20 protein-coding genes and 1 riboswitch are annotated in these 25,727 nt (G+C 35.5%); of the genes, 2 read left to right on the top strand and 18 right to left on the bottom strand.

Annotated elements, in window-relative coordinates; all coding sequences use genetic code 11:
• Positions 1–2: 2 nt before the first annotated feature.
• Both AB3U99_RS08405 and AB3U99_RS08400 read right to left on the bottom strand, forming a co-directional pair.
• Positions 3–980: an ATP-binding cassette domain-containing protein gene (locus AB3U99_RS08405; protein ID WP_400246835.1), complete on the bottom strand. Its 978-nt coding sequence runs from the start codon at positions 978–980 to the stop codon at positions 3–5.
• 168 nt (positions 981–1,148) lie between these two features.
• Complete coding sequence (locus tag AB3U99_RS08400) at positions 1,149–2,501, bottom strand: amino acid permease (RefSeq protein ID WP_400246834.1); 1,353 nt, start codon at positions 2,499–2,501, stop codon at positions 1,149–1,151.
• A gap of 361 nt (positions 2,502–2,862) precedes the next feature.
• Between AB3U99_RS08400 and AB3U99_RS08395 the strand changes: the two genes are divergently transcribed.
• Positions 2,863–3,819 carry a ribose-phosphate diphosphokinase gene (locus AB3U99_RS08395; protein ID WP_400246833.1) on the top strand — a complete coding sequence of 319 codons (957 nt, stop codon included), beginning with the start codon at positions 2,863–2,865 and terminating at the stop codon, positions 3,817–3,819.
• Positions 3,820–4,073: 254 nt separating this feature from the next.
• Here the strand turns inward: AB3U99_RS08395 and AB3U99_RS08390 are convergent, their stop codons facing one another.
• The 4 genes from AB3U99_RS08390 to truA form a co-directional block, all read right to left on the bottom strand.
• Positions 4,074–5,273 carry a phosphoglycerate dehydrogenase gene (locus tag AB3U99_RS08390; RefSeq protein WP_400246832.1) on the bottom strand — a complete coding sequence of 400 codons (1,200 nt, stop codon included), beginning with the start codon at positions 5,271–5,273 and terminating at the stop codon, positions 4,074–4,076.
• A gap of 107 nt (positions 5,274–5,380) precedes the next feature.
• Positions 5,381–5,460, bottom strand: a riboswitch (ZMP/ZTP riboswitch).
• 92 nt (positions 5,461–5,552) lie between these two features.
• A complete protein-coding gene (gene nadD / locus AB3U99_RS08385; protein WP_400246831.1) occupies positions 5,553–6,167 on the bottom strand; it encodes a nicotinate (nicotinamide) nucleotide adenylyltransferase in 615 nt (204 codons plus the stop codon).
• 21 nt (positions 6,168–6,188) lie between these two features.
• The gene (locus AB3U99_RS08380) at positions 6,189–7,640 is read right to left on the bottom strand and encodes a nicotinate phosphoribosyltransferase (RefSeq protein WP_400246830.1); all 1,452 of its coding nucleotides are present in this window, start codon (positions 7,638–7,640) and stop codon (positions 6,189–6,191) included.
• Between the two features lie 454 nt (positions 7,641–8,094).
• Positions 8,095–8,832, bottom strand: coding sequence for a tRNA pseudouridine(38-40) synthase TruA (truA, locus tag AB3U99_RS08375; RefSeq protein WP_400246829.1), 738 nt, complete (start codon positions 8,830–8,832; stop codon positions 8,095–8,097).
• Positions 8,833–9,324: 492 nt separating this feature from the next.
• On the opposite strand from truA, the gene AB3U99_RS08370 reads away from it, so the two are divergent.
• Complete coding sequence (locus tag AB3U99_RS08370) at positions 9,325–9,732, top strand: SET domain-containing protein (protein ID WP_400246828.1); 408 nt, start codon at positions 9,325–9,327, stop codon at positions 9,730–9,732.
• 143 nt (positions 9,733–9,875) lie between these two features.
• Here the strand turns inward: AB3U99_RS08370 and AB3U99_RS08365 are convergent, their stop codons facing one another.
• From AB3U99_RS08365 to AB3U99_RS08310, 12 genes are all read right to left on the bottom strand, one after another.
• Positions 9,876–11,393 carry a glycine betaine uptake BCCT transporter gene (locus tag AB3U99_RS08365; protein ID WP_400246827.1) on the bottom strand — a complete coding sequence of 506 codons (1,518 nt, stop codon included), beginning with the start codon at positions 11,391–11,393 and terminating at the stop codon, positions 9,876–9,878.
• A gap of 326 nt (positions 11,394–11,719) precedes the next feature.
• Entirely contained in the window at positions 11,720–12,694 is a 975-nt protein-coding gene (locus AB3U99_RS08360) for a family 43 glycosylhydrolase (RefSeq protein ID WP_400246826.1), read from the bottom strand.
• Positions 12,695–12,708: 14 nt separating this feature from the next.
• On the bottom strand, positions 12,709–14,145 hold the full coding sequence (locus tag AB3U99_RS08355; RefSeq protein WP_400246825.1) for a glycoside hydrolase family 43 protein: 1,437 nt from the start codon (positions 14,143–14,145) through the stop codon (positions 12,709–12,711).
• Positions 14,138–14,767, bottom strand: a complete 630-nt coding sequence (locus AB3U99_RS08350; RefSeq protein WP_400246824.1) for a YesL family protein — start codon at positions 14,765–14,767, stop codon at positions 14,138–14,140. Before AB3U99_RS08350 ends, AB3U99_RS08355 begins: the two co-directional genes overlap by 8 nt.
• Positions 14,768–14,770: 3 nt before the next feature.
• The gene (locus AB3U99_RS08345; RefSeq protein ID WP_400246823.1) at positions 14,771–16,039 is read right to left on the bottom strand and encodes an arabinan endo-1,5-alpha-L-arabinosidase; all 1,269 of its coding nucleotides are present in this window, start codon (positions 16,037–16,039) and stop codon (positions 14,771–14,773) included.
• 14 nt (positions 16,040–16,053) lie between these two features.
• A complete protein-coding gene (locus AB3U99_RS08340) occupies positions 16,054–16,890 on the bottom strand; it encodes a carbohydrate ABC transporter permease (RefSeq protein ID WP_400246822.1) in 837 nt (278 codons plus the stop codon).
• Between the two features lie 16 nt (positions 16,891–16,906).
• Positions 16,907–17,848: a carbohydrate ABC transporter permease gene (locus AB3U99_RS08335; RefSeq protein ID WP_400246821.1), complete on the bottom strand. Its 942-nt coding sequence runs from the start codon at positions 17,846–17,848 to the stop codon at positions 16,907–16,909.
• Between the two features lie 102 nt (positions 17,849–17,950).
• Complete coding sequence (locus tag AB3U99_RS08330; protein ID WP_400246820.1) at positions 17,951–19,285, bottom strand: ABC transporter substrate-binding protein; 1,335 nt, start codon at positions 19,283–19,285, stop codon at positions 17,951–17,953.
• Between the two features lie 764 nt (positions 19,286–20,049).
• Complete coding sequence (gene pdxA / locus AB3U99_RS08325; RefSeq protein WP_400246819.1) at positions 20,050–21,054, bottom strand: 4-hydroxythreonine-4-phosphate dehydrogenase PdxA; 1,005 nt, start codon at positions 21,052–21,054, stop codon at positions 20,050–20,052.
• Positions 21,051–22,352 (bottom strand): four-carbon acid sugar kinase family protein, encoded by a 1,302-nt coding sequence (locus tag AB3U99_RS08320; RefSeq protein ID WP_400246818.1) that lies wholly within the window; start codon positions 22,350–22,352, stop codon positions 21,051–21,053. The genes pdxA and AB3U99_RS08320 overlap by 4 nt, the downstream gene beginning before the upstream one ends.
• Positions 22,353–22,370: 18 nt before the next feature.
• A complete protein-coding gene (locus tag AB3U99_RS08315; protein WP_400246817.1) occupies positions 22,371–23,354 on the bottom strand; it encodes a 2-keto-3-deoxygluconate permease in 984 nt (327 codons plus the stop codon).
• 148 nt (positions 23,355–23,502) lie between these two features.
• On the bottom strand, positions 23,503–25,200 hold the full coding sequence (locus AB3U99_RS08310; RefSeq protein ID WP_400246816.1) for a PrpR N-terminal domain-containing protein: 1,698 nt from the start codon (positions 25,198–25,200) through the stop codon (positions 23,503–23,505).
• Positions 25,201–25,727: the final 527 nt, after the last annotated feature.

Below are 25,727 nucleotides of genomic sequence, written 5' to 3'. Positions count from 1 at the left end.
TCTCATATCTCATACTCCTTATAGAGCTGTACAATAATATCTTCAATTGGCTGGGATGTTACCGAAATATCAACTAGATCAAGGGAATGGGTCAATTTCATGATTACTTCCGATACAGAAATTTGTGTTGTATCCACGCTTAGAATTGCTCTTTCCTCTGTCCAAGAAAGCGTAGTAGTTCCAGGAATATGAATCGGACTATTACTTGATTTATAGTCTAATGTTATGGTGCGATGGGAACCAAAACGACTTCTTAATTCCTGTAAATTCCCATCATACAATAGGCTCCCTTTCCCGATTAGGATGACTCGATCACAAAGAGCCTCAATATCGAACATATCATGTGTCGTAAGGATAACCGTTACTTTTTTTTGCTTATTGATTTTTTTTATAAAGTTTCTTACAGCAATCTTGCTTACTGCATCGAGACCAATCGTAGGTTCATCTAAGAAGAGAATTTGTGGATTATGTATAAGAGAAGCAGCAATTTCACAACGCATCCGCTGTCCTAAGCTAAGCTGTCTTACTGGTGAATATAGAATGTCCTTTAATTCAAGTGTTTCGATTAACAATGATAGTGTTTCCTTATATTCTGTATCTGGGACATGATAAATATCTTTTAATAAGGCAAAGGAATCAATGACCGGTACATCCCACCATAGCTGGGACCGTTGTCCAAAAACAACGCCGATATTTTTCACATATTCGACCCGATCCTTCCATGGTGTATAGCCCATTATTTCGCAAGTTCCACTATCTGGAACTAAAATGCCGCTCATCACTTTAATCGTCGTTGATTTTCCTGCTCCATTTGGACCGATATAACCAACAATTTCTCCAGGTTTTATCGTAAAGTTCACATCATTTAAAGCATGGACGATTGTATGCTCCCTATGTAGGAGTGATTTCAAACCTGCTTTCAAACCTGTCGTCCTTTTAGCAACCTTAAAGGACTTATTGATTCCTTCGACTTTAATCAATGCTTTTCCCTCCTTTTTCCAAAGAAGACTATAATAGCATTCTATTTAAGAAGGTGTCAATCAGTTTTTTGACTTTTTAAAATTTTTCTCCTATTCCAAGTTAAAAATGATAAAAAAGCCTGAAAATGATATACATTCATTTTCAGGCTTAATCTAAAAAACAACCGATCAATTAGAAGCTTTATTCCATTTAAAATGGTAAATGACCAATAACAAAATAAACCACACGGGTGTCACGAATAATGCGATTCTTGTATCCTCTGCAAGTCCTAATACAACAAGCACAAAAACTAAGAAAATAAGAATAATGTAGTTTGCAACTGGATACATCGGCATTTTAAACTTATTCTTTACTGCTAGATTTGGGCGTGTTTTCCGATATTTCATATGACACATAACGGTAATTGCCCAAATATAGATAAAACAAACCGTAGAAATACTTGTAATTAACGTAAATACACCTTCTGGCATCACGTAATTTAAAACGACCGCAATTAAAACAACAATAACCGAAAAGAACAAAGCGTTTGAGGGAACTTTATTTTTTGTTAATTTAGCTAGTGCTTTTGGAGCATTCTTTTCCTTTGCTAATGCATACGTCATTCTACTAGTACTAAAAATCGCACTATTACATGCAGATGCAGCAGAAGTTAAAACAACAAAATTAACGATCCCAGCAGCTGCAGCTATTCCGACTGCCAAGAAAACCTGAACAAATGGACTTTTGGCTGGATTAATGGCATTCCAAGGGTAAATGCTCATAATGATAAGCAATGCTCCCACATAGAAAATCAAGATTCGCACAGGGATATTATTGATTGCTTTCGGAATAACCTTTTCAGGATTCTCTGTTTCACCAGCAGTTAGTCCAACTAGTTCAATACCTACAAATGCAAACACAACCATTTGGAAGGAAAGGATAAATCCATGCATCCCATTTGGAAACATTCCATTATGGCTCCAAAGATTGGTAAAACTAGATGGGCCTGCATCTGTTGAAAAGCCTTTAATAATCATAATAAAACCAATAATAATTAAGGCAATAATCGCAATTATTTTAATCAAAGCAAACCAAAATTCCATTTCACCAAATAGCTTAACAGTAGCTAAATTCATAATTAGTAATACAATTAAGGCCATGAAGCCTGGTAACCATTGCGGAACACTTGGAAACCAAAACTGTGTATACATGCCAATAGCGGTTAAATCTGCCATTGCAATCGAAATCCAACAGAACCAATACGTCCATCCTGTTACAAAAGCAGCCCTATTTCCAAAATAATCATGAACAAAATCAACAAATGAATGATATTCTAGATTAGACAAAAGCAGTTCTCCTAGTGCCCGCATAATCAGAAAACAGATAATACCTGTAATAATATATGCAAATAATATAGAAGGTCCTGCTAAATGAATGGACTTACCCGCTCCTAGAAAAAGGCCGGTACCAATCGCTCCCCCAATCGCAATTAATTGAACATGTCTGTTTTTCAAGCCTCTAGACAATGTTTCTTGCTGCATTTTTAATCACTCTCTTTTCAGTTGTACTATTAAAATCTATTATGTAATAAAGTCAGCGAATTATAGTTTAGCACATTATAAGGGAACATTCACGAAACTCTCTTATTTAGAGTTGAAAAAGTGGCTTTCCAAACAAATGATTAATTTTTATGCTTTTAGAATATGCTATTATAGATTAAATACTAGTACTATTCTATTGCAATATTAAGAAATGTTTAAGAAATGTTTAAGAAGTTTCATTCTAAAAATGCTATAATTGGTTGAAATGCAAATATCAGTATCCTACAATACTTATAGTAGGATCTATACTTTAGGTAGATTGAGATAGCTAAGTCTGTTCAGATTATAGGAGGAACAATTCATGCCCAATACATATCAAGGAACAAAACTAAAAGTTTTCGCTCTTAATTCATCCCCTGCTCTTGCCCAAGAAATAGTAGAGCATCTAGGTATAGAATTAGGAAAATGTACAGTTAAGAAATTCAGCGACGGGGAAATTCAAATTAATATCGAAGAAAGTGTCCGTGGTTGCGAAATATTTATTATTCAATCCACATGTGATCCTGTAAATCAAAGTATTATGGAATTGCTTATTATGATTGATGCCTTAAAACGTGCTTCTGTTAGTACGATAAATGTTGTTATTCCATACTATGGATATGCACGTCAGGATAGAAAAGCACAACCCAGAGAGCCGATTACTGCTAAATTAGTAGCTAATTTGATTCAAAAATCTGGTGCAGATCGTGTTATTACATTGGATCTTCACGCACCTCAAACGCAAGGTTTCTTTAACATTCCAGTGGACCAATTAGTAGGAATACCACTTCTTGCCGATTACTTAAATACAAAAGAATTTGCACGTGACGTAGTAGTGGTTGCCCCTGATCACGGCAGTGTTACACGTGCCCGTGAGCTTGCAGATCGCTTAAAAGCTCCTATCGCGATTATTGATAAGCGTGGTCCAAGTGATATTGGTCCTCGTGAAGTAAACATTGTCGGAAACATTGAAGGCAAAACTGCCATTATTGTAGACGATATCGTCGATACATCCTACCGAATTACGACTGCTGCAAAAGCCTTACTTGAGAACGGTGCAGAAGAAATATACGCATGCTGTGTCCATCCTGTTTTATCTGAACCAGCTATTGATATGATTCAAGAATCACAAATCAAGGAATTGATTGTTACAAACAGCATTCCACTTCCAGAAGAAAAGAGAATTGACAAAATTACACAGCTATCGATTGCTGAATTACTAAGTGATGCTATTAGCCGCGTTTATGAGCATAAGTCTGTGAGTGTATTGTTTAAATAATCTGTTACAGTTAGAGGTTGTCCTAGAGGCAGCCTTTTTTTAGTGGATTGGGGTTTGTGGAAATGATGGGTTGGATTATATCCTTGATTGCTTTGAATCATATATTCTTTTTTCGGATCATTTCCTTGTTGGGTTGGACTATATATTCATTTTATCGATCCTTTAGCTAATTTTCGATAGTACCCCCACTTTCTAACAATACAAAATAGACTCCTTTTCAACCAGGAGTCTATCATATTTATCTATTCCTCTATTTAAATTACTCTCATCGTAACAATTCCATCAATCCCTTTTAATTGCTTAGAAAGAAGTGGAATGATTTCATCTGCCACTTGGTTATCGATATCAATCATCGTGTAAGCATACTCGCCACGGCTTCTGTTTATCATATCAGCAATATTCAACTGGTATGTTGAAATTACTTGTGTTATCTGTCCTACCATATTAGGAACATTTAGATGGAAGGCTGTAACACGACGTTTTCCTGTGTAAGGGATGGACGCATTCGGAAAGTTTACAGAGTTTTTAATATTTCCTGTTTCCAAAAATTCCTTTACTTGACGAGCTGCCATTACAGCACAATTTTCCTCAGACTCTTCTGTAGATGCACCTAGATGAGGAATAGCAATCGTGTTCTTCATTTGCAAGACATTTTCATTTGGAAAATCTGTAATATAACGTCCTATTCTGCCTTCTTCTAGGGCAACGGCCATATCAATTTCATTAACAAGCTCCCCACGAGAGAAGTTTAAAATTTGTGTACCAGGCTTCATTAAGTTAAAAGCCTGCTGATTAAACATCCCCTTCGTATCTTCTGTTAATGGCACGTGTACTGTTATATAATCTGATTCTGCAAATAGCTGTTCTAAGGACATAGCCCGCTGTACATTACGTGATAAATTCCAAGCTGTATCAACAGATAGAAAAGGATCATAACCAATGACATCCATATCTAGAGCAAGGGCATCATTTGCTACAAGAGCACCAATTGCTCCTAAGCCAATAACACCTAATGTTTTCCCTTTGATTTCTTGCCCAACAAATTGTTTTTTGCCCGTTTCCACTAGTTTTGGAACTTGATTTCCTTCGGTAAGGAGTGTTTTCGCCCATGACACTCCTTCAAACAAGTTTCGGGATGAAGCCATCAATGACATAAGCACCATTTCTTTTACTGCATTTGCATTAGCACCAGGTGTATTAAATACAACAATTCCTTGCGTTGTACATTGCTCAACTGGAATATTATTGACACCTGCTCCTGCTCGGGCAATTGCCTTTACATTCTCTCCCAATTCCATTCCATGCATATTAAAGCTGCGCAAAAGAATCGCATCAGGATTTTTGCTTGTATCGTCAATAGTAAAGTTTCCTTTTTTAAACACACTTAGGCCACTTGCTGCAATATTATTTAATGTCTTAATAGTCTTTACATCTTTAACAGTCGTAGTGCTCATCTCCATTGCTCCTTTTAAATCAATTATATTCTTTTCACGCTTGGCTAATACGTTTTCCCTTTTTATACGAAATCGTCTAAAAAGAAAAAGGCAAGGAGTAAATCCCTTACCTCTGCCCAGGCGAACGGCATACGACACTATGTGCTCCCCTACGGTTATCCGTATTTCGCCAGTTACACATAGCCTTTAGATTGCCTTCATTCTATCAGACTATTCAGTAATCATCAATGACTAATTTCTTATTAATTTTGAGTTTTTTCATGCTTTTTTTAGAATGGTTTATTGGTATAATTTATTTTTCTTTATATATTCATAGCATTTTTCCGGCAAAAGATACCTCGGTTCCCCGCCCATCGCAAATTCTTCGCGTATATAGGTTGAGCTTATTTCCATCGCTAGCCCCTTATCTAAGAGATGAAAGGTGCTCCCATCGTCATGATTACGGAGGATTGGAGATCGGCTAATGGCAGAAAGCATATCAATTCCATTTCGAGCCATTACGATAAACCGATTTTCTGCTATCAAATCCTCTCCTTTTGTCCAATTACCTCTTCCAATATCAATAAGCAAATCAGCTCCCATAATAAAGTACACTTTATCCTCTGGAAACAGCATTTTAAAATAATTCATCGTATGATACGTGTAGATTTCCCAACCATCTTGCTTCATTTCATAATCATCCAAAGAAAACTTATCATTATTCTTTATCGCCATGCTTACCATCTTTATACGATGTTCATCTGCTGTTTCCATTGTTTTATCCCTTCTCTTACTCGAACAAGGAAGAAAAATAACCTTATCTAATTTACAACGATGGGCAACAGTGCTGGCAGTCCAAAGGTGAACATTTGTTATTGGATCAAAGGAAGATCCATAAATCCCTATTTTCACCAATTCATCCTCCCCCTAAAAAGGTTAAACTCTGCGTGACTTCTCTTTCATTTTTTCTATATAGTTTCGCTTGTTTTCCCAGCATGCTTTACTTAAATCAACCGGATACTCTTCTGGATTAAGCGTTCGCTTATATTCATTCCAGAGATAATTCAGATTCTCTTTAGCCGTCATTTGAATATTCTTTAATGCTGGTGATTCAAACTGGATATGCCCGCTCTTTATAACTGGATGATGTAATTCGATCGCCCTGTAATTTGTCACAACTTTATTTAAATATGGATGAACAGGATGAAACATTATTAATGGTTCTTGTGTTATTGTTTCAGATGCCAGCGCAATGTAATCACCCTCTGCATGATTATTTTCATTATTAATAATCCGATACACTCTTTTCTGACCTGGTGTAGAAATCTTTTCCGGATTTCCAGATAATTTAATTGTATCCTCCATTTCACCATGTTCATTTTCAATACTGACTAATTTATAAACAGCGCCCAGTGCTGCTTGATCATAGGCAGTAATTAACTTTGTTCCAATGCCCCAGATATCAATTTTTGCTCCTTCTGCCTGCAAATTCATAATGGTATACTCATCTAAATCATTAGAAGCAATAATTTTCGCGTCAGGAAACCCTGCCTCATCAAGCATTTCTCTAGCTTTCTTTGAAAGATATGCCAAGTCTCCACTGTCTAATCGAATTCCGTTAAAGTGAATCTTATCTCCAAACTCCTTTGCCACCTTTATTGCATTTGGAACACCGGACCGAAGTGTGTCATATGTATCGACTAGGAAAACGCATTCTGTGTGGGTGCTGGCATAGCTTTTAAAAGCCTCATGTTCATCTTGATATGCTTGGACAAGTGCATGTGCATGTGTTCCAGATACAGGAATATCAAAAATTTTCCCTGCCCTTACATTACTCGTAGCCGCAAAACCACCAATATAGGCAGCCCTTGTTCCCCATATCGCTGCATCCAGTTCCTGCGCTCTTCTTGTTCCAAACTCCATTGCCGTCTGCTCCCCAATAACTTGCTTCATTCGCGCAGCTTTTGTTGCAATAAGCGTTTGGTAATTTACAATATTTAATAAGGCCGTTTCGATTAATTGTGCCTCTGCAATTGGTGCTTCTACTCTTAGAATCGGTTCATTGGCAAATACTAGCTCTCCTTCCTCCATGCAATATATATCACCAGAAAAACTAAATTTTTTTAAATAATGAAGAAAATCCTCCTTATAGCCTACTTCATTTCTTAAATAATCCATATCGCTTTGTGTAAACCGACAATTTTTTATATAAGATAAAATCCGTTCGAGACCAGCAAATATAGCAAATCCATTACCAAAGGGGAGTTTGCGAAAGTAAAGTTCAAACACCGCTTTTCGTTCATGTTTGCCATCTCTCCAATACGCCTCCATCATGTTTATCTGATAAAGATCCGTATGTAGCATCAGACTGTCATCCACATAGTTCATTTATTTTCCTCCTCTTGCTAAATTCATTTCCACTTCTAAATTCAAAGTCCATTACCTTAACATGTGACAAATCTCTGTTTGTTATATAAATATCCTTTTATTTATTAAATCATTCTCTTTTGTACAAAGGTTTTTGTTTAATGTAATAAAAATGTTAATTTTTGAGATAAGGGAACATTTTATCAAATGATCATTTAGACAGAGCTCCTCTAAGAACTAATTCGTTCCATTACACTCCAGTACACACTGTTTATAAAGTGTAACTAACGGTTCGGACCTTTACAGACAGTTGATTCCCACCTACCTATCTCAAATTCTCCTAAGCTTGCAGTTGAATCTTACTGAAGTATAAGTGCGGGATAAAAATAATTTCCATAAGCAAAAAACTGATAAAAAAGCCTATAAAAAAAGCAAGTAGGTCAAAAAACAACCCACTTACTTTGTCTTATTTCTATTAAAATTTTACCTTTTCCAAAAACAATCCATTCGGTTCTGCCATCATTCCTGTTAGACTGCGATCCTTTTCTTCCATAATTGCTAAAATAGCATCTGCTTCGATTTTTCCTAGCCCAACCTCTATTAGCGTTCCGACTATTTTTCTAACCATATTGTAAAGAAAACCATCACCACTGACACGGATTTCAAGAAATCCTTCCACTTCTTTTATATCAACGGAGTATATTTCTTTAATCATTGATTTCTTCTTAGATTTAGCGTTCGAGAAAGCTGTAAAATCATGTTTGCCAACAAAATGGCTAGCTGCTTGTTCCATTCTTTTTACACTTAGCTTTTTCTCTATATGCATGCTATATTTGCGCATAAAAGGATTGGTATACGATTTATTCCAAATTTTATATACATATGTTTTATCCTTTGCGTTATATCTTGCGTGAAAACGATCTGGAACGATTTCTACTTTTGAAATGCTAATATCATTCGGTAAGTAGTGATTTAGATAATTCATGACCTCTTTTTCCGTCATTTCTTTGTTCATTTTGAAATTAGCAACTTGGGATAATGCATGTACCCCTGCGTCTGTTCGGCTGCAGCCAATGATTTCAATCTTTTCTCCTACCATTTCTGTCAGGACGTTTTCGATTTTACCTTGAATCGATTGGTCCCCATTACCTAGACGTTGCCATCCTTTGTATCGTCCACCATCATATTGAATAAGCAATTTATAATTTTTCATTTTTTCTCCTGTTCTATTACTTTTTATGTTCTTTAATATAATTGGCTGTTTTCGTAAAGTTTGTTGCTACGACCCGTAGCCTGAATACACTTCGCTTTCCATGAGGCGATCTGTGAGCCTCCTCGACTACACTTTGGGTCTCACCTTTCTCGCTAATCCCTGTGGCGTCTACGTGTATTTTGATTGCTCATTTTTTCTAATAAATGTATTTTTCCTATTGAAAAAGCAACAATCTTTTAGAAAATCGCCTTATAAATAAAAACGTAATGATCTTACCAAGCTGTTCCACCATTTTAAGGAATCATTACGAAAACCTAAAGAATATTACTCATTATACACTATTATCTCCAAATTCTTCATTGGCTAAAAAATCAGATTATAACAGAAATGCTTCATTTTTATAAATTTTTATTTAATTTATTTCCTAAATAAAAGAATCAATGTTAGAGTAAGATATAGCAGTAAACTATAAAGAGTTGTAGGTGAACAATAATGATAGAAATTAAAACATCCCCCCTAAGCGATGGGGAATTCAATAGAGGCGTATTTGCTACATGTGATATTAAAAAAGGTACCTTATTTCATGAAGCTCCTGTCGTTCCTTATCCAAATGATCAACATAAGTATATTGAAAGAACCGTTTTGGAAGATTATGTATATGAGTATGGCATTAATCACAGTGCAGTTGTTCTAGGCTATGGCATGCTTTTTAACCATTCCTATGAACCTAATGCAACTTATGAAATTAATTTTGATAAACACACATTCGATTATTATGCTTATAAGGATATAAAAGCTGGCGAAGAAATCTTAATCAATTATAATGGCGAAGTCGATGATTACGAACCATTATGGTTTAATAAAGATAAAGAAGAAGAGGAAGAAGAGAAAAAAGATTAAGCAGTCAATTTCATCGCTGAAAAAGGTTGATTGGAACGGATAGGTGATACTCCCGCGTAAATCAACATCCTATTAGTCATTAAAAAAACCGTAAACAACCTCCAAAATTTCAAAGGATTTGTCTACAGTCTGAAGGCTCGATATTATATCGAGCCTTTTTTCTTCTTCCACTTTAATTCATATTCCGCTTTTTCACGATGTACTTCCTTCAATAGACTTACCGTCATTAAAATCATGATAATGGAAAAAGGAAGTGCTGCAATAATCATCATATTCTGTAATGCTTGCAATCCGCCAGAATAAAGTAATACAAGGGAAATCGTCGTAAGCAATAACCCCCAAATGACTTTAATGCGATTACTTGGATTTTGTATGCCATTAGCAGAAAGCATTCCCAAAACGAACGTTCCTGAATCGGCAGAAGTAATGAAGAAAACAGCAATCAACACAATAGCTAAAATGGATAGTACCGAACTAAGAGGGTAATGCTCTAAAAGTGCAAACAATGTTTCTTCTGTAGCAAAAGTCGAAATAGTACCTAACCCTTTATGTTCAAGGAACATCGCATTTCCACCAAACACAGAGAACCATAAAAACCCAATTACCGATGGAATAAATAACACGAAAGTAACAAATTCACGAATCGTTCTCCCTTTCGAAATACGAGCAATAAATATACCGACAAATGGTGACCATGCAATCCACCATGCCCAATAAAAAATCGTCCAGGCATCTATCCATTGGCGACTTTCGCCATTCAAAGGAGAAATTCGGAAACTCATGCGAACTAAGTTTTGTAAGTAGGTTCCGATTGTATCTGTAAATAAATTGAGGATAAAGACAGTATTTCCTAAAATAAACACTACCAAAAATAGGACAAAGGCTAATATCATGTTCGTATTACTGAGGATTTTAATACCCTTTCCCAAACCAGTAAGGGCTGAAAGTAAAAACAGGATAGTGACAATTGCTATAATAATAAATTGTGTTAAAAAATTGGAAGGAATATCATATAAAAAAGATAGCCCACCATTTATCTGCACTGCTCCAAATCCTAGCGTTGTTGCAATCCCCGTTACCGTTGCAAAAACAGCGATAATATCAATGATTCTTCCTGCTCTTCCTTCCATTGAATTACCTAGCAATGGTTTCAAGGTTGAACTGATTAATGTTTTTCCATCCTTCCTAAAGGTCGTATAGGCAAGACTTAAAGCAACAATTCCATATACTGCCCATGCATGAATTCCCCAATGGAAATAGGTATACCTCATTGCATCTTTCATGCCTTGATCTGTTCCAACTTCATTCGTCGGAGAGCTAATTGCAAAATGACTTAGCGGCTCCGCTGTCCCGTAAAAAACTAGACCGATTCCCATCCCCGCACTGAAAAGCATTGCTAACCATGCCAATCGTGAAAACTCAGGCTTATCGTCTTTTTTCCCTAATTTAATTTTACCTACAGGACTTATTAATAAATACAAGCATATAATCACAAAAAACGTGACAACAATTAAATAATACCAACCAAAAGAATCCGTAATAAAGGATTGTACACTAGCAGTTCCTTCCTTAAGTGTTTCTGGTGCAAGAGCTCCTACTAACACAATCAATAAGATAATGATTACAGAAACATTAAAAACAAGATGATCTTTAAACTTCATATAAAAAATTCTCCTTCTAATCGAATAATAATCTATGTACGATAGCCGCCTAGTTATTATATCCTTTATTAGGAGAATTAAACAAGGGATGCCCCTTTTTAGCATTCTATTGCAAGTACCTTTTTTACTGGGTGATTACTGGAATCAAAGTGAATTGTACTCTTCCATAATTCTCTTTTGATAAGCTCTTATACTTATAATCGTCTTCGATAACAACCAGCGAATCTGGAAGGAACAGGTATTCACTAGCAAGAGTAAGAAAAAAACAGAAAAGCAAGTGTAGAAAAACAGCTCGTTTCTCTATACTTGCTTTATTTTAGAGCTTTTCAGACTGTCGTATGATTTTTAATTGGCTTCCCAAATACCGGAAATCCATTTTCATCCCAAGTAAATACTTGAGCTCTTGCATGGCGGTCTGGATTATTCAATGGATCCCCTATTATTTCTGTATAGGGTCTTGCATGATATATTAGTACATCATCATTTCCATCTTCACTTACGGTAAAGCTATTATGACCTGGTCCATATTGTTGATTCTCTGGAGCACTGCTAAAAACAGGTTTATCAGATTTAGTCCAAGAATATCCATCTAATAAATCGGAATTTATATCTGCCCAAAGCATACCCATGCAATAGTTTTCGTCTGTTGCACTGGCAGAATAAGTAATAAAAACTTTTCCATTTCGAATCAATACAGCTGGACCTTCATTTACTAAGAAGCCAACTTTCTCCCAATCGTAATCAGGAATAGATAACAATAATTGCTTTCCTTTTAATGTCCAAGGATTCTCCATTTCAGACAGATATAAATTGGAATTTCCGGGGATTGCAGGCTCTTTCTGTGCCCATACATAGTAGAGCTTGTCGTTTAATTCAAACACGGTTGCATCCAAACTAAAACTTTCCTGAACCGTTTTAATTTGCCCCTTTTCGACCCATTTACCGGTTAAAGGATTTTCTTCGCTACATTCTAGTACATACATACGATGTTGAAAAATCCCATTTTTAGGATAATCATATCCAGCCGCCGCAAAGTAAATATACCATTTCCCTCGGATAAAATGAATTTCTGGCGCCCAAATTAAAGAGCTGAGTGGTCCTGCTGGATGAGCATGCCACACAAATGCTTTTTCTCCGTGTTCCAAATCATTTAATGTACTAGCTCTCCGAACCTCTATTTTCTGATAGCCAGGCACAGAACCAGTAAAATAGTAGTAGCCATCTGTATGTTTGTAAACCCACGGATCTGCCCGCTGATAAACAATAGGGTTATTATATTGAATTTCGGTTAATTTCGTCATAGCTTTTAGCTCCTTTATTCCACATTTCGAATCATAAAAATAGTTTCACCATTCTCCGACAAACCGCTAAATGCCATTGTTTGTGCTTCTTGATATTCATCCCATTGAGAAATAAATATCCCATTATAAGTTATTCCATTTAGAGTGACATTTGCATATTTATCGTTTGACCAATACCACTTTCCAGCATATTCCCCTTCGACTTTTCCATTTTTCTTTACTTTTACTTCAGTCGGTACTTTAATTTCTTCTGTTATATCTCTGCCATGGAAAATAAGCTTGTAATCTCCTACTACTTGCTTATCTGTATATTTTGTTAATTCCTCATTTGCATATCTTAACGGAGCGATCAGTGGCCATCCCTCTTCATTGAAAAACATTTGATGCACACGTACACTATGTTGTTCTCCTAGATTCGGAAAACGAGTGTGAAATACTATAAAATACTGACTGGTTTCTTTTTCATAATAAGTAGAATTATGTCCTGGCGAAACATAGCCAGCATTCGTTATATCAAGGTCCTTCTCCCAAGAATGATTACCAATCAGTTTCGTCCCATACGGAGCAATGGAATCATCATCAAATAATGTTCCTTCTTTTCCCTTGGCATCCAACATGGAATTCCCTGTATTATCCAAGTAAGGACCATCTGGATTTTTTGACCTTGCTACTCGAATATTATAACCTCCGTCTGCGGCTAGACCTCCATAGGATAAGAATAAATAATAGTAGTCTGTCTCTTCATTATATTGAATATATGGTCCTTCTATTCGACTATGGTTCCCTCCTAATAATTTCGTGCCATAGCCTTGCTCTTCTTTCGGGAAACCAGTTTCTTCATCCATTTCTAAAATAAAGATTCCTCCAGAATAGGAACCATACACCATCCATAACTTTCCTTCTTTATCATAGAAGACATGCGGATCAATAACATTCGGCTCTTTTGTTGCATCAAAAGCAGAACCATCTTCTTTCGTTATTCCAGATTTTAAAAAGATGCCTTCATTCTTATAAGGTCCTTCCACATGATCGGATACTGCTACACCAAGTACGGATAGTGGACTAGATCCTTCACATGCAGAATAATATATGTAATACTTTCCATTTTTGAGCTGAATCATGTCTCCTGCCCATAGGGTATCTGTTTTTGCAAATTCAAATACTTCTGCTAATTCATCATATATATTTGGAATCAAATGATTAGTAGGTACACTCTCTGACAATTGCTCCCAATGAATAAGATCGTTTGTTTTTGCAAATTGCATATGGGATCCTAAAATATAATAAGTCTCCTCATCCTTTATAATAGATGGATCATGCACTATTACATCTTTGAAACCTGGGTCCTCTAATTTCTGATCAACGGCTGTTGGCATAGTAGAACATGCTGATAAACCAATCAATAGCATCGTACTGGATAAAAATCTATACAATCCCATCCTTTTATTCATCTGTCCCTCCTTTTATAATGCCTTTTTTTGTTAGTTCCCTTTTAATAAATCGATCGATACAAATGAAATAGGTACTAATAAAAAACAAAGGAAGAAAAATGCTAAAGCGATAGGCAATCATTGATAATACAAGAAAGAAAGTTAAACTAAAAACTGTTTGAAAGGGCAATAGCAGCGGCAATAAAAGTACAGCCTTGGCTTTTTGTTTAAAGGTTCCTTCTGTATAGACAGACACTGGAAAAGTATATATTATGGTAGCCAAAATATAGGTGATAAAAAATAATACTGGATAATAGAAAAAAGCAGCTCCTACAGTCATTCCTTTAACAAGCTGAAAGTCAATCCAGAGCATATATAAAACTACTGCATAGATCAACCCAACTCCATTTATAGAAAGGAACTTACGTTTATAGGCACAAAAGAACGCTTGAGCAAGTTTACGAAATGAAGGAAAATCGTTAAATATCTCTCCATCCTTTAAAAGATGATAGAGTGCATATGTAGCAGGAAAAACCCCACCTACTCCTAACCCTAAAATCGTCCCTATTATCCAAAGAACGTTCAAATAAATAATACTTAGTATCTTATCAAGAACGATCATCACCTTATTTGACCACACCATCTATTAAACCCTCTTTCCGAAGATAGCCCTCCCCTCCCTAGTAAGACCAGAGAAGCCTATCGTTTCTTTATTTCTTTTCCAATCCATACATGGAAATACAACAAATTGAAAGTCCCCTTCCAGATGTTGAAATTGATTGTTATCAAGGGATTGAATCGCAAGTAAATCGGTATCTTTTATTTTCGCAATCTTACTTTCTTTTATATTTGTGTCTGCATCAAATGCAATCCATTCCCATTCTCCTAGTAAATCGTTAACAGAATAAGTGTGTTCATTTATCCATTGATAATGCTCAGGGGAAACAACTGGCCAACCATTTTCTAACCAAAATAATTCCCGAATATAAGCATAATGATAGGATGAAAAAGCCTCTACCCTAACATGATGAACCATATATAGCTTCTGTTTATCTGCGAAAATAGAATTATGTCCTGGCGCAATCCAAGCTATATCTTTTTTAAATTGATAACTTCCAACTAGTTTCACCCCAATTGAATGTGGAGCTTCCTCTGTATCAATCATATTTTTCCCATTTTTATCAATATAGGGTCCTGCTATGCTTTTCGATTTGGCAACTCTAACATTATAGGTATCACGCAAACTGTCATAAGAAGTAAATAAGTAATAGAAATCAGATGCCTCATGATAATAAATAAAGGCTCCTTCAATTGCGCCTTCCACAGTTTGTGGCCTTCTGGCAATAAGTATTCCATAATCATTTTCTTTTTCCGGAAAACCGGTTTCCATATTAAGCCTAACAAGATGAATGCCACCGAAAAAAGAGCCGTAACATAACCAATAATTTCCCTCTTTATCCTTTACTACATTCGCATCTATCGCATTATGGGTTGCTATAGAAGGAGTCGTTTTAATAACAATTCCTTCATCTTGCCATGGCCCCTGTAAGTGGGGAGCTTTTGCTAGACCAATACAAGATACTGTACTTCCGAATGTAGAAGCTGAATAATACATATAATAGACTCCATTATATTTTATTACTTCTGGTGCCCATAACCCCTGTGCTTTAGACCATTCAAAAGCCTCATTAGGGATATTATTTAAAGCAGTACCAATATATTCCCAATGGACTAGATCCTTTGATTTTCTAATTTGAACACCTTTTGTAGGAGAATGATTAACTGATGTATCTGTTGAAAACATATAATAATCGTTTTCCTCTTTTACAATCGTCGGATCATGTGCACCAAGCGTTCCCCATCCATACTGTTCTATTAAGAGCATGGCGTTTTTTGTATCTGTGATTCCAGTCATTCAGAAGCCTCCACTCATCCTTTTACACCTGATAAGGCGACAGATTCAATAATTTGCTTTTGGAAGATTAAAAATACTATTAGTACTGGTAATAGCGACACCACAGAGCCTGCCATAATTAGCGGATAGTCGGTTTGAATAGCATATGTAGCCTTTAAATTGGCAATTACTACTTGCAGTGTTTGCTTTTCTGGACTATTCAGATAAATCAATGGCGCTAAATAATCATTCCATACTCCCATAAACCAAAGGATGAATTGCGCTGCAACAGCGGGACGAATGACCGGAAAAATCAATTTAAAGAAAATCTGTAAATATCCAGCTCCATCAACTTTTGCCGCTTCAATCAAGGAATAAGGGACATTAGTTAAGTATTGTCGCAAAAAGAAAATCATTGTTATATTACCAAATAATCCTGGTACGATTAATGGAAGTAACGTATCCACCCAACCAAATTTTGAGAACATTACAAATTGAGGAATCATAATAATTGGGTAAGGAATCATGATGGATGCCAGCAATATAAAAAATAAGGTGTTTTTAAAAGGCATTTTTAATTTTGCAAAAGCAAAAGCAGCCATACTTGATGTTATCGTACCAATAATCGTTACAGTTAGAGACACAATAATTGTATTTTTAATCCCTGTTCCTAATGTGTCTAGCTGAAATAAATTTATATATGCATCAAATTGAACAGGATTTGGTATCCATTGTGGTGGTAATGCAAATACTCCCGTTTTATCTTTTAAAGAAGTGGTTATCATCCATAATAAAGGGCCTATCATAAATATAGATCCTATACCTAGAATGACATAAATGAATATATCTGTAAGTTTCTTTTGTTTTTTCAATGCTCACGCACCCCCTTTAATCCAAGCTATAATCGGATTTTCTATTCATATAGAATTGGACAACAGTCACTACAAAAATAAACACAAACAAAATCAGTGACATTGCAGAACCATAACCCATTTGATAGTATTTAAATGCCTTTTGCCATATATACCAAACGATTGATGCAGAACTATAGGATGGGCCTCCAGTAGGAGTCATGATGTTAATTTCTGTGAAAATTTGAAATCCTCCAATAATGTTGGTGATAACTAGAAAAAACGTTACTGGCTTAACCATTGGCCAAGTTATATTCCAGAATTTTTGAAAACCATTTGCACCATCCAATTCTGCTGCTTCATAAAAAGTCTTGGAAACGCTTTGAATGGCTGCTAAATAAAGTAGCATAGAATAGCCAAGCCCTTTCCAGACGGCCATAAGAATAATAGCAGGTTTAACGGTCGCTGTATTTTCTAGCCAATTGGGACCTTTAATTCCAAAAATCTCTAAAAATTGGTTAACCAAACCGAAATCGCCATTATATGCCCATGCCCACATAATCGAAATCGCAGCAAGGGAAGAGATAACAGGAATGTAATAAATTGTTCTAAAAATCGTTGTGCCTTTAAGCCCTCTGCTTAGTGCAATTGCCAGCAATAAAGCAAGCCCAAGGCCAATAGGAATTCCGATCATATAAAAGACCGTGTTATATAATGTTTGATAAAAGTACTCATCTTTAAAAAGCTTAATAAAATTATCTAACCCAACGAAATTCATTCTATTTAATCCGTTCCAGTCTGTAAAAGAAGCATAGACAGAATAAGCAAATGGATAAACAGAAAAGATTAAAAAGCCAAGAATTGGTGCAGATACAAATAATAACGCTACTTGATGTTCCTTTTTATATAGATTGCTAGTTTTTGTTTTTAACTTCGGATTTTTATTTTTTTTGCTATTTGTAGCAATAACACTGGACATATGCTCACCTCTTTACTTAAATGAGTTGTCTTTTTAGGGTCTAGCCTTACAAAAGGAATTCTTATTGTTATGCTAAACCCTATTTTAGGACTTCTACATTAATTATTTTGACATTTTTGCCTGCTCGTTTGCTTCATCTAACAGCTTTTGCATTTTTGGTTGAATCTCTGCAAGAAACTCTTTAGCTGTTTGCTTTCCTTGCATCACAGGTGTGATATTTGCCCAGAATTCATCTAACCATTGAGAGTTATACGTAGCAAATGTTGGATAAGGTACTCCATAATCTTGTACAATATCTAAGAACTCTTGCTTATTACTTGGTACAGATTCAGTATCTGATGCCCATTCTTCTGCCATATCTATTAAATTGGGAATCTGAACTTGTGCATCTAATAGCGTTTGTTGCGCTTCTTCATCTGCACATAAATAGATTGCTAATTCTGTAGCTAAATCCGGATTTTTCGTTGACTCAGAAACTACCAATCCTAATGAACCAGTGTAAGCAACTGATTCTCCTGTTGTACCAGATGGCCAAGGCATTAAATCATATTCAAAATCAAGCTTTGCATACGTACTCATATCCCATGGACCAACAGGGAAAAATGCTAATTCTCCGTTCATCCATCTTTGATATGTATCTAATGTTTCAGCTTGTGAAGAATTTGGAGTTGTGTGATATTTATTCGTTAAGTCTGCTAATAATTGTAAAGAGTCTGCAAATTCTGGTGTATCTACCGTTATCTTTTCTCCAGTATCATTTAAGAAAGAAGCACCATTACTATAAGCAAAGGATTGTAACGTCCAGGTTGCATTGAAGCCGCTTGCCCACTGATCTACTTCTCCATCACCATTTGTATCTTTTGTTAATTGTTGGCTAATTTCGAGGAATTCTTCCCATGTGTAAGCCTTATCTTTATCCGGTAAAGGAATACCTGCTTCTTTAAACATATCTTTATTGTATCCTAAAGCAAACGGACCAACATCTTTTGGCAAACCATAAAGAGCTCCTTTGCCAGGTGTTTCTCCATCATAACGATAGATATCTACACCAAATTTCCAAACGCTATTTAAGTCAAAATTGGCTGCTTCTATTTCATCCGTAATATCAGCAATAATCCCATTGTCTACATAGTTTGCAATACTTCCTGAATCAAGGTAAAATACATCAGGGACATTTCCACCAGATACTGCTGCAGATAATTTGGTTGCATATTGATCAGCATCTGTATTAATTATTTTTACGGAAACACCTTCATGGGATTCTTCAAACTTTTTAATTGCTTCCGTATAGGCAGTCTTTTCATCTGGTCCACCTCTAAACATAAAGGTAATTTCTTTTTTACCATCAGCCTCTCCACTACTACCGCTTGAACATGCGCCTAAAAGTAACATACTGAAAATTAACATACTAGAAAGCAATAATTTTACTTTTCTCATTAATATTCTCCTCTACTTTTTGATATTTTCATAAAAACAAGAAGCAATACTTTCATTCTGATTTTCAATTTTGGTATTTCTTATGTTAATTTCTTTGACCAAAATTGTAAATAGCGTTCAATTACCATTTTCCAACCGCAGTCGATTGGCTCTCCTTTCCACTTATCTCATCCCCCTTAATATAAAACCTGTTAAAAGAACTCATTAATAGAATTATTCAAAATATATCTTACAAGTAATTTATACCTCTTTCTGCAAACGCTGTCAATAACTTTTTTATAAATCTAATAATAAATTATAGATATTTAATTAACAATTATATTAATTATTTACCTTTGTTAATTGAATCATTTACTAAAGTTAACACAATGATTAATTATTGACGTTCTAAAAAACCAATATTAACTGTTCTATTTAAAGAGTTATTTATAGTTTAAAAGTTTTGTACCTCTAGCATACTCCTGCCATATGATAGGAACTAAGCTCTTTCCACGCCAATCATTTCCGTATACGACTAGCACTAAGTCGCCAATGCGTCGTTCTTTTCCCCCAATCAGCAGGTACAAGAAAAATTTATAGCCAATAACTTATATGTATACAAGGTATAATAACGAAAAAAGAGAAATTGAGCGAACTCAATTTCTCTTTTTTCGTTATTTAGTACTAATTACACTCTCAAGCGCTCAGTTTCTAGTTGGTTTTAACCTTAATCCTATTAGAAAACTCTCAACTCATTTTAGTCCCTTAACACAACTAAAATAGTTTTATAATTTAGGTGCCAACTCCACAGCCTGACGCATTGCTTCCATTAAGCTTTTTTCGTCTGCTATGCCTTTCCCAGCAATATCGAAAGCTGTTCCATGATCTACACTTGTTCGAATAATTGGTAAACCAACCGTAATATTTACGCCTGCATCTAATCCCAACACTTTTACTGGTCCATGTCCTTGGTCATGATACATTGCAACAACAATATCAAAGTCCCCACGTACTGCACGGAAGAATAAAGTATCTGCCGGAAGTGGACCAATTGCTTCTATCCCCTCCCTTTGTGCTTTTTCAACCCCAGGAATAACTTTTTCTTCTTCTTCCCCATAGCCAAATAATCCATTTTCGCCAGCATGTGGATTAATACCGCAAACTGCAATTTTAGGATTTGGAATACCAGCTTTTTGCAAAGTATCATGGGCTAGTTTAATTACATGATAAACCCGTTGGGGGTTTATCAGTCTTACCGCATCAATAATACCAACATGTGTTGTTACATGAATGACTTTTAAGTTTGGCGCAGAGAGCATCATGGAGAAATCTTGTGTGCCAGTAAGATCTGCTAAAATTTCTGTATGCCCTGGATATTTATGACCCCCTTTATGCAATGCCTCTTTATTTAAAGGAGCAGTACAAATAGCATGAATTTTTTCCTCTTTTGCAAGCTCAATTGCTTTAGCTAGATATTGAAATGCTGCATTGCCTGCTTCAGGAGATACTTTACCGATTGGAAGTGTTTCATCCAATAAATTTAGATTTAAACAGTAAACAGTGCCATAATGAAAAGATATCTCTGCAATTTCCTCTACAGATATATTCTTAATAATCAGCTCACTATTCACAAATTGTTTTGCTCTTTCTAAAATTTTGCTATCGCCGATTACTAAAGGTCGGCTAATAGTATACATTTCCTTTTCTCTTAAACTTTTTAAAATAATTTCCGGACCAACACCTGCTGCATCTCCCATTGTTATTCCTACAATTGGTTTTAATGTACTCATACGATCACCCTTCTTTTTTTAATCAAAAATTCTATTGCTTTTATTAATGATTCCTCTTCACCAAAGCCACCAGCCTTGGTTACTGCCCAATAACTATTATTCTTTGTTCTAATTTTACCAAAAGGGAGTCCTGGCTCAATCTCTAAATATAATTCCATTTCTGTCACACCAAGTGCTCGACAGACAGCCTTTGCAGTATCTCCACCGGTTAACGCTAAACCTTGGATAGTTGGAAACATTTCTAATAAGTGATTTGCAATGATACCTAGTCCATTCGATATCGCCTCACTAACATCATTTCTACTTAAACCAAGCGTCTTACCAGCTTCCACCGCACTCGTTCTGTTACCATCATCTGCTTCCACATATAGTACAAAATGTTGATAGCTCTTATGCTGCTCAATTCTCTTTGCAAGCTCATCCAATCTATACATATGATTAACTAAATCAACAGGATCAATTTTAAGAAAATAGGAGTTTGACAAACTCTCAACCTTGCATAATTGCTTTTTGGTTACTTGAGATAAGCTCCCTGACACAATAAGTGTATGATTGACTTCCATTTCTTCTGTATCTTTTACAGAGGCAGTATCTAGATTTAATATCTCTGGCAGATACTCAATTAGTCCAGCTGACCCTGCCCAAACAATTGATTTATTTAGCCTTACAAACTGTTTTGCTATTTGTATTAGATCCTCTTCTGTTTCCGCATCACAAACAAACCATGTACTACCTTCCACTAATGAGGATTGTATAATGTTATCTATCCCCTCTTTAGACTTGCGCCAAAGCTCCCTATTTAACAGCTTAATCTTTCTATTATCATTCGGATTTAAAAGCCTTGGTAGATAGGATTCTTGTACTGGTGTCTTCGGGTCTTTTGCAAATTCAGTTTCTGTTATGATTTTACCATCTACAAAATGATGACCATTGATGGTTTGTCGTCTCATTTTTGGATAAGCTGGTGCAATCACAATAATCTCTGGCTTATAAACAGTTTCTATCGCAGAAAGTTCAGCTTCTATATTGCCTCTTAGGGTAGAATCTACCTTCTTATATAAATGGTTATATCCTCTTTTTTTAAGAAATGAAGCTGCCTTAACTACCGATTTATAAGCCCCTTCTTCTTGTTTCGCTCGACTATCCGTATCTAATATAAGTACATCAAATTCTGTATTTAAAGATGAATTTCCATAATCAAATACAACAGTAGTAGACAGACCCTTCAACGCCAGCTGAACACCAGAATCGTTAGCACCTGTTAAATCATCTGAAATAATCCCAATTCTATTTCTCACGTCGAACACACCCTTAGCTTACATTTTGATACCCTGTGTCTCAAATTTATATCCCTTTTTTTCTAATCTCTTCACTAAATATCCTACATAGATTGGAAGTAGAATTGCAGTCGTTACCACAGAAGCAGCCACCTGAACTGTTGCAATATCCACCACTGAGGCGAAGCTAGCATTTGCAGCAGCTATAACCGCAGGTGTTGCAACCGCATTTCCAGCTGTTGAACCTTCAGCAGCTCCAACAATTGGATTCCATTTTAAAAGTTTGAATACATAGTAACCAGCGGTTCCAGTTACAAAAACGGTTAATAGCCCAAGAATAATACCGGCTAATCCCCCTTCTATAATGGCTGAGAAATTAATACCCATCCCAAGGGAAAAAGCAAAGAATGGGATTAACATCGAACTACCACTATCTAAAAATTCCCTCATTTTATCATCTAAATTCCCTAATACCATACCGACAATAATCGGAAGAAGTACAGAAATAAAGGAGGTAAAAGAAAATAATCCATCAACAAATCCCATAGCACCAAAGATGGATAAAGCTACCATTGTTAAAAATGGTCCATCATTAAGAGCTAAAAGAGAATATGCAGCTCGGTCTTCCTTACTACCGTATTGACCTACTAAAGCAACAAATAGTCCTCCATTACTATTTGTCATTGCTGCGATAACAGCAATAGGAGCTAAGCCTAACCAAAGACCGTTATCTCCAGCAAATAGATACGCTAATAATCCAAAGATGGCACCAACAACCCATTTTGTTATTAATAAAGTTGCACCTTTTCCAACAGAAACTCCAAAAGATTTCACATTTATTTGTGCTCCAGTACATAAAAGAAATAATGCAATTAAAGTTGGTGCCCCATTAACAAATAAAGCCTCCGTAAAGTTGCCAATTCTAAGTAGGTTAGGAGCAAATGTATTTAATAGTGCTGCAATTAGCAACGGAACTACCATCATCCCTCCAGGAATTCGATCTAACGTTTCTTTTATCTTCATAATTTTAACACTCCTTTTTATATGTTTCAATTTTAAACAATAAGTAATCGTTTACAATACAAATTGTAACCACTTTCATTATTTAACACAATGGAAATAGTATAAAATGTTGCAAAATTAAACACACAAAATAAAAAAAGCTGAAATCTTATTGTTTCAGCTTTCTCCATAAAGTCGTTCGGTTTATACCTAGTCGTTCAGCCACTTTTGTTTGATTATATTGCTCTTCATCCATCACAGCATCAATAATCTTTTTTTCAATTTCAACTAAGGTACCATGTAAAAACTCATTATTTATAGTTTCAATTTTATTTAATCTATCTCCAAGAAGCATTTGCAATAACCTCTTCCCAATTACAAATCCCTTTTCTTCCTTTACAGCATCAAGAATAAGAATATATAATTCTTCTACATTCCTTGGCCATGTATAGGATTCTAATAACTGCAATGCATCTTCCTTTATTTTAATTGCTGAAGTTCCAAACTCTGAATGGAAGACAGCTAAAAAGTGTGCTGCTAATAACCTGATATCCTCTTTACGCTCAGACAAAGTTGGAAGGTTAATTCGAATGCACCTAGAATCATAAAGAGAGCTATAGATTGCATTATCTATCGTATCTAAGGCAATAATTACCCCAATCCCACTATCACGTAGCTTCCTTACTGAATCAACAAATAATTTCAACTCACTAGAGCTTAGCATTTCGATTTCATTAATAAATATCGTTTTTATATCAGTATCTAATTGCACCTTCATGTTAAGAAACGAATGAGCAGATAGTATTCCTAAAAAACCGATCCCCCTATTTTTTTTGTAATGAATAAATGTTGCGATTTGTTTCTTCCCTGTACCAGATTTCCCAATCAATAGCCAATAATCACCACTAAGATTACTTTCTATCTTTTCTATACAGCTCTTCATCCCATCACTTTTAGAGATGATTACTGGTTGATTTGGGACATCTATTATCTGTAAAGCACTTTCATGTACTAATTCTTCTAATATGGTGAATGCAAATAAATAGTGATTTTCACCCTCTAAATTTATTGGTAACGTCATTTGCTTAACTCTTTTATGCTGAGCCGTTTCTATAATATCTAATTCTTCTTGGGATTCATTCTTTTGTTTTATCCTATTAATTAATTTTTTTATCGAAACCGGAGAATGGTCAAATCTTTCCCAGTTTTCATAAACAATATTTCCCTCGCTACTTACTACAATAACATCTGATAATTGTCTTTCTATAACCGTCTGCATAATAGTCATTTGAATACGTTGCTTTTTCAACATTCTGTATATGCTCTTGACTTCTTTAATCGCTGAAAATATTGCCTCTCTTCCTGATTGTATAAGTATCCCGTCAAGTTTATATTTAGCTGCAGCATCTCTTGTAATAACATCGCCAATGATTAATTCGTATCCGTCTATTTTCAATTGATTTACTAAAGGTTCCACTTCTATTGCATCTTCAATCGTAAATACCTCAATTGGTATATCTAACAAATCTGTTATCGCCTTAGCTCCAATTGTAATATTAGAGAAACCAACTATTGCTTTTTTTCCTGGATAATCATTAGCCAGGGTCAAAACACGCAGCATATCATATCCTGAAACATGTATATCAACAACCGGAATGTTTACTTCTTGCTCTATTAATTGCGCTGTTCCGCCACGGCTTATAATAATTTCAATCCCTTGCTTTTCCGCCTCTTTCGCAATCGGAATTGCCTCCTGAAGATTTGCCAATTCAATATGCATATTTAATCCATATTCTATTTTTAAGCATTCTTCCATTACATGCTCCAAAGCAGGATATGGAGCAATTAGTAAAGTTTTAATTTCCATTGTATTCACCTATTTTTCTTTATTACTTAATACATTGAAAGAAATAAGGATAGATGTCAAGTGCAGTCAATAATTTAGTAGGAAAGCAAGTGCCCTCCTTTTAGGAGCGCATAGGCTGGAGTGACCTTTTCTGTGATAGAGGAAATATAGCGAGCGAGGGGCGAAAACTCATCCTAGGAAACGACGAGAAGTAAGGTGTGCATAGGTAAAACACATCGATTTCAAAAGTTACCAAAACCGTCCTTTTAAAAAAATCATGGTCTGTTATTATTCATTGTTGATTTTCTAGTAGTATGAGAATTCATAGGCGGAGAATTTCCGGCTAATGTATATAGATTGAGCATCAGCAGCAGATATAAACGGAGATATTCCGATTAACGGCTGTAAATTAGGCGAAATTCATAGATTTGGATGCGATAAACGGAAAAACCTCCTTTATTTTTGAGAAAATGTGCGTATTTCCCCATTTAAACGGAATTATACCGTTTATTTTTCAATACAATAATCAGCATTTCGTTATAACAGTG

This window comes from Niallia tiangongensis, assembly GCF_044704065.1.
GTDB lineage: Bacteria > Bacillota > Bacilli > Bacillales > Cytobacillaceae > Niallia > Niallia tiangongensis.
The sequence above is the reverse complement of the archived record's forward strand: the minus strand, read 5'-3'. Positions and strand labels throughout refer to the sequence as shown.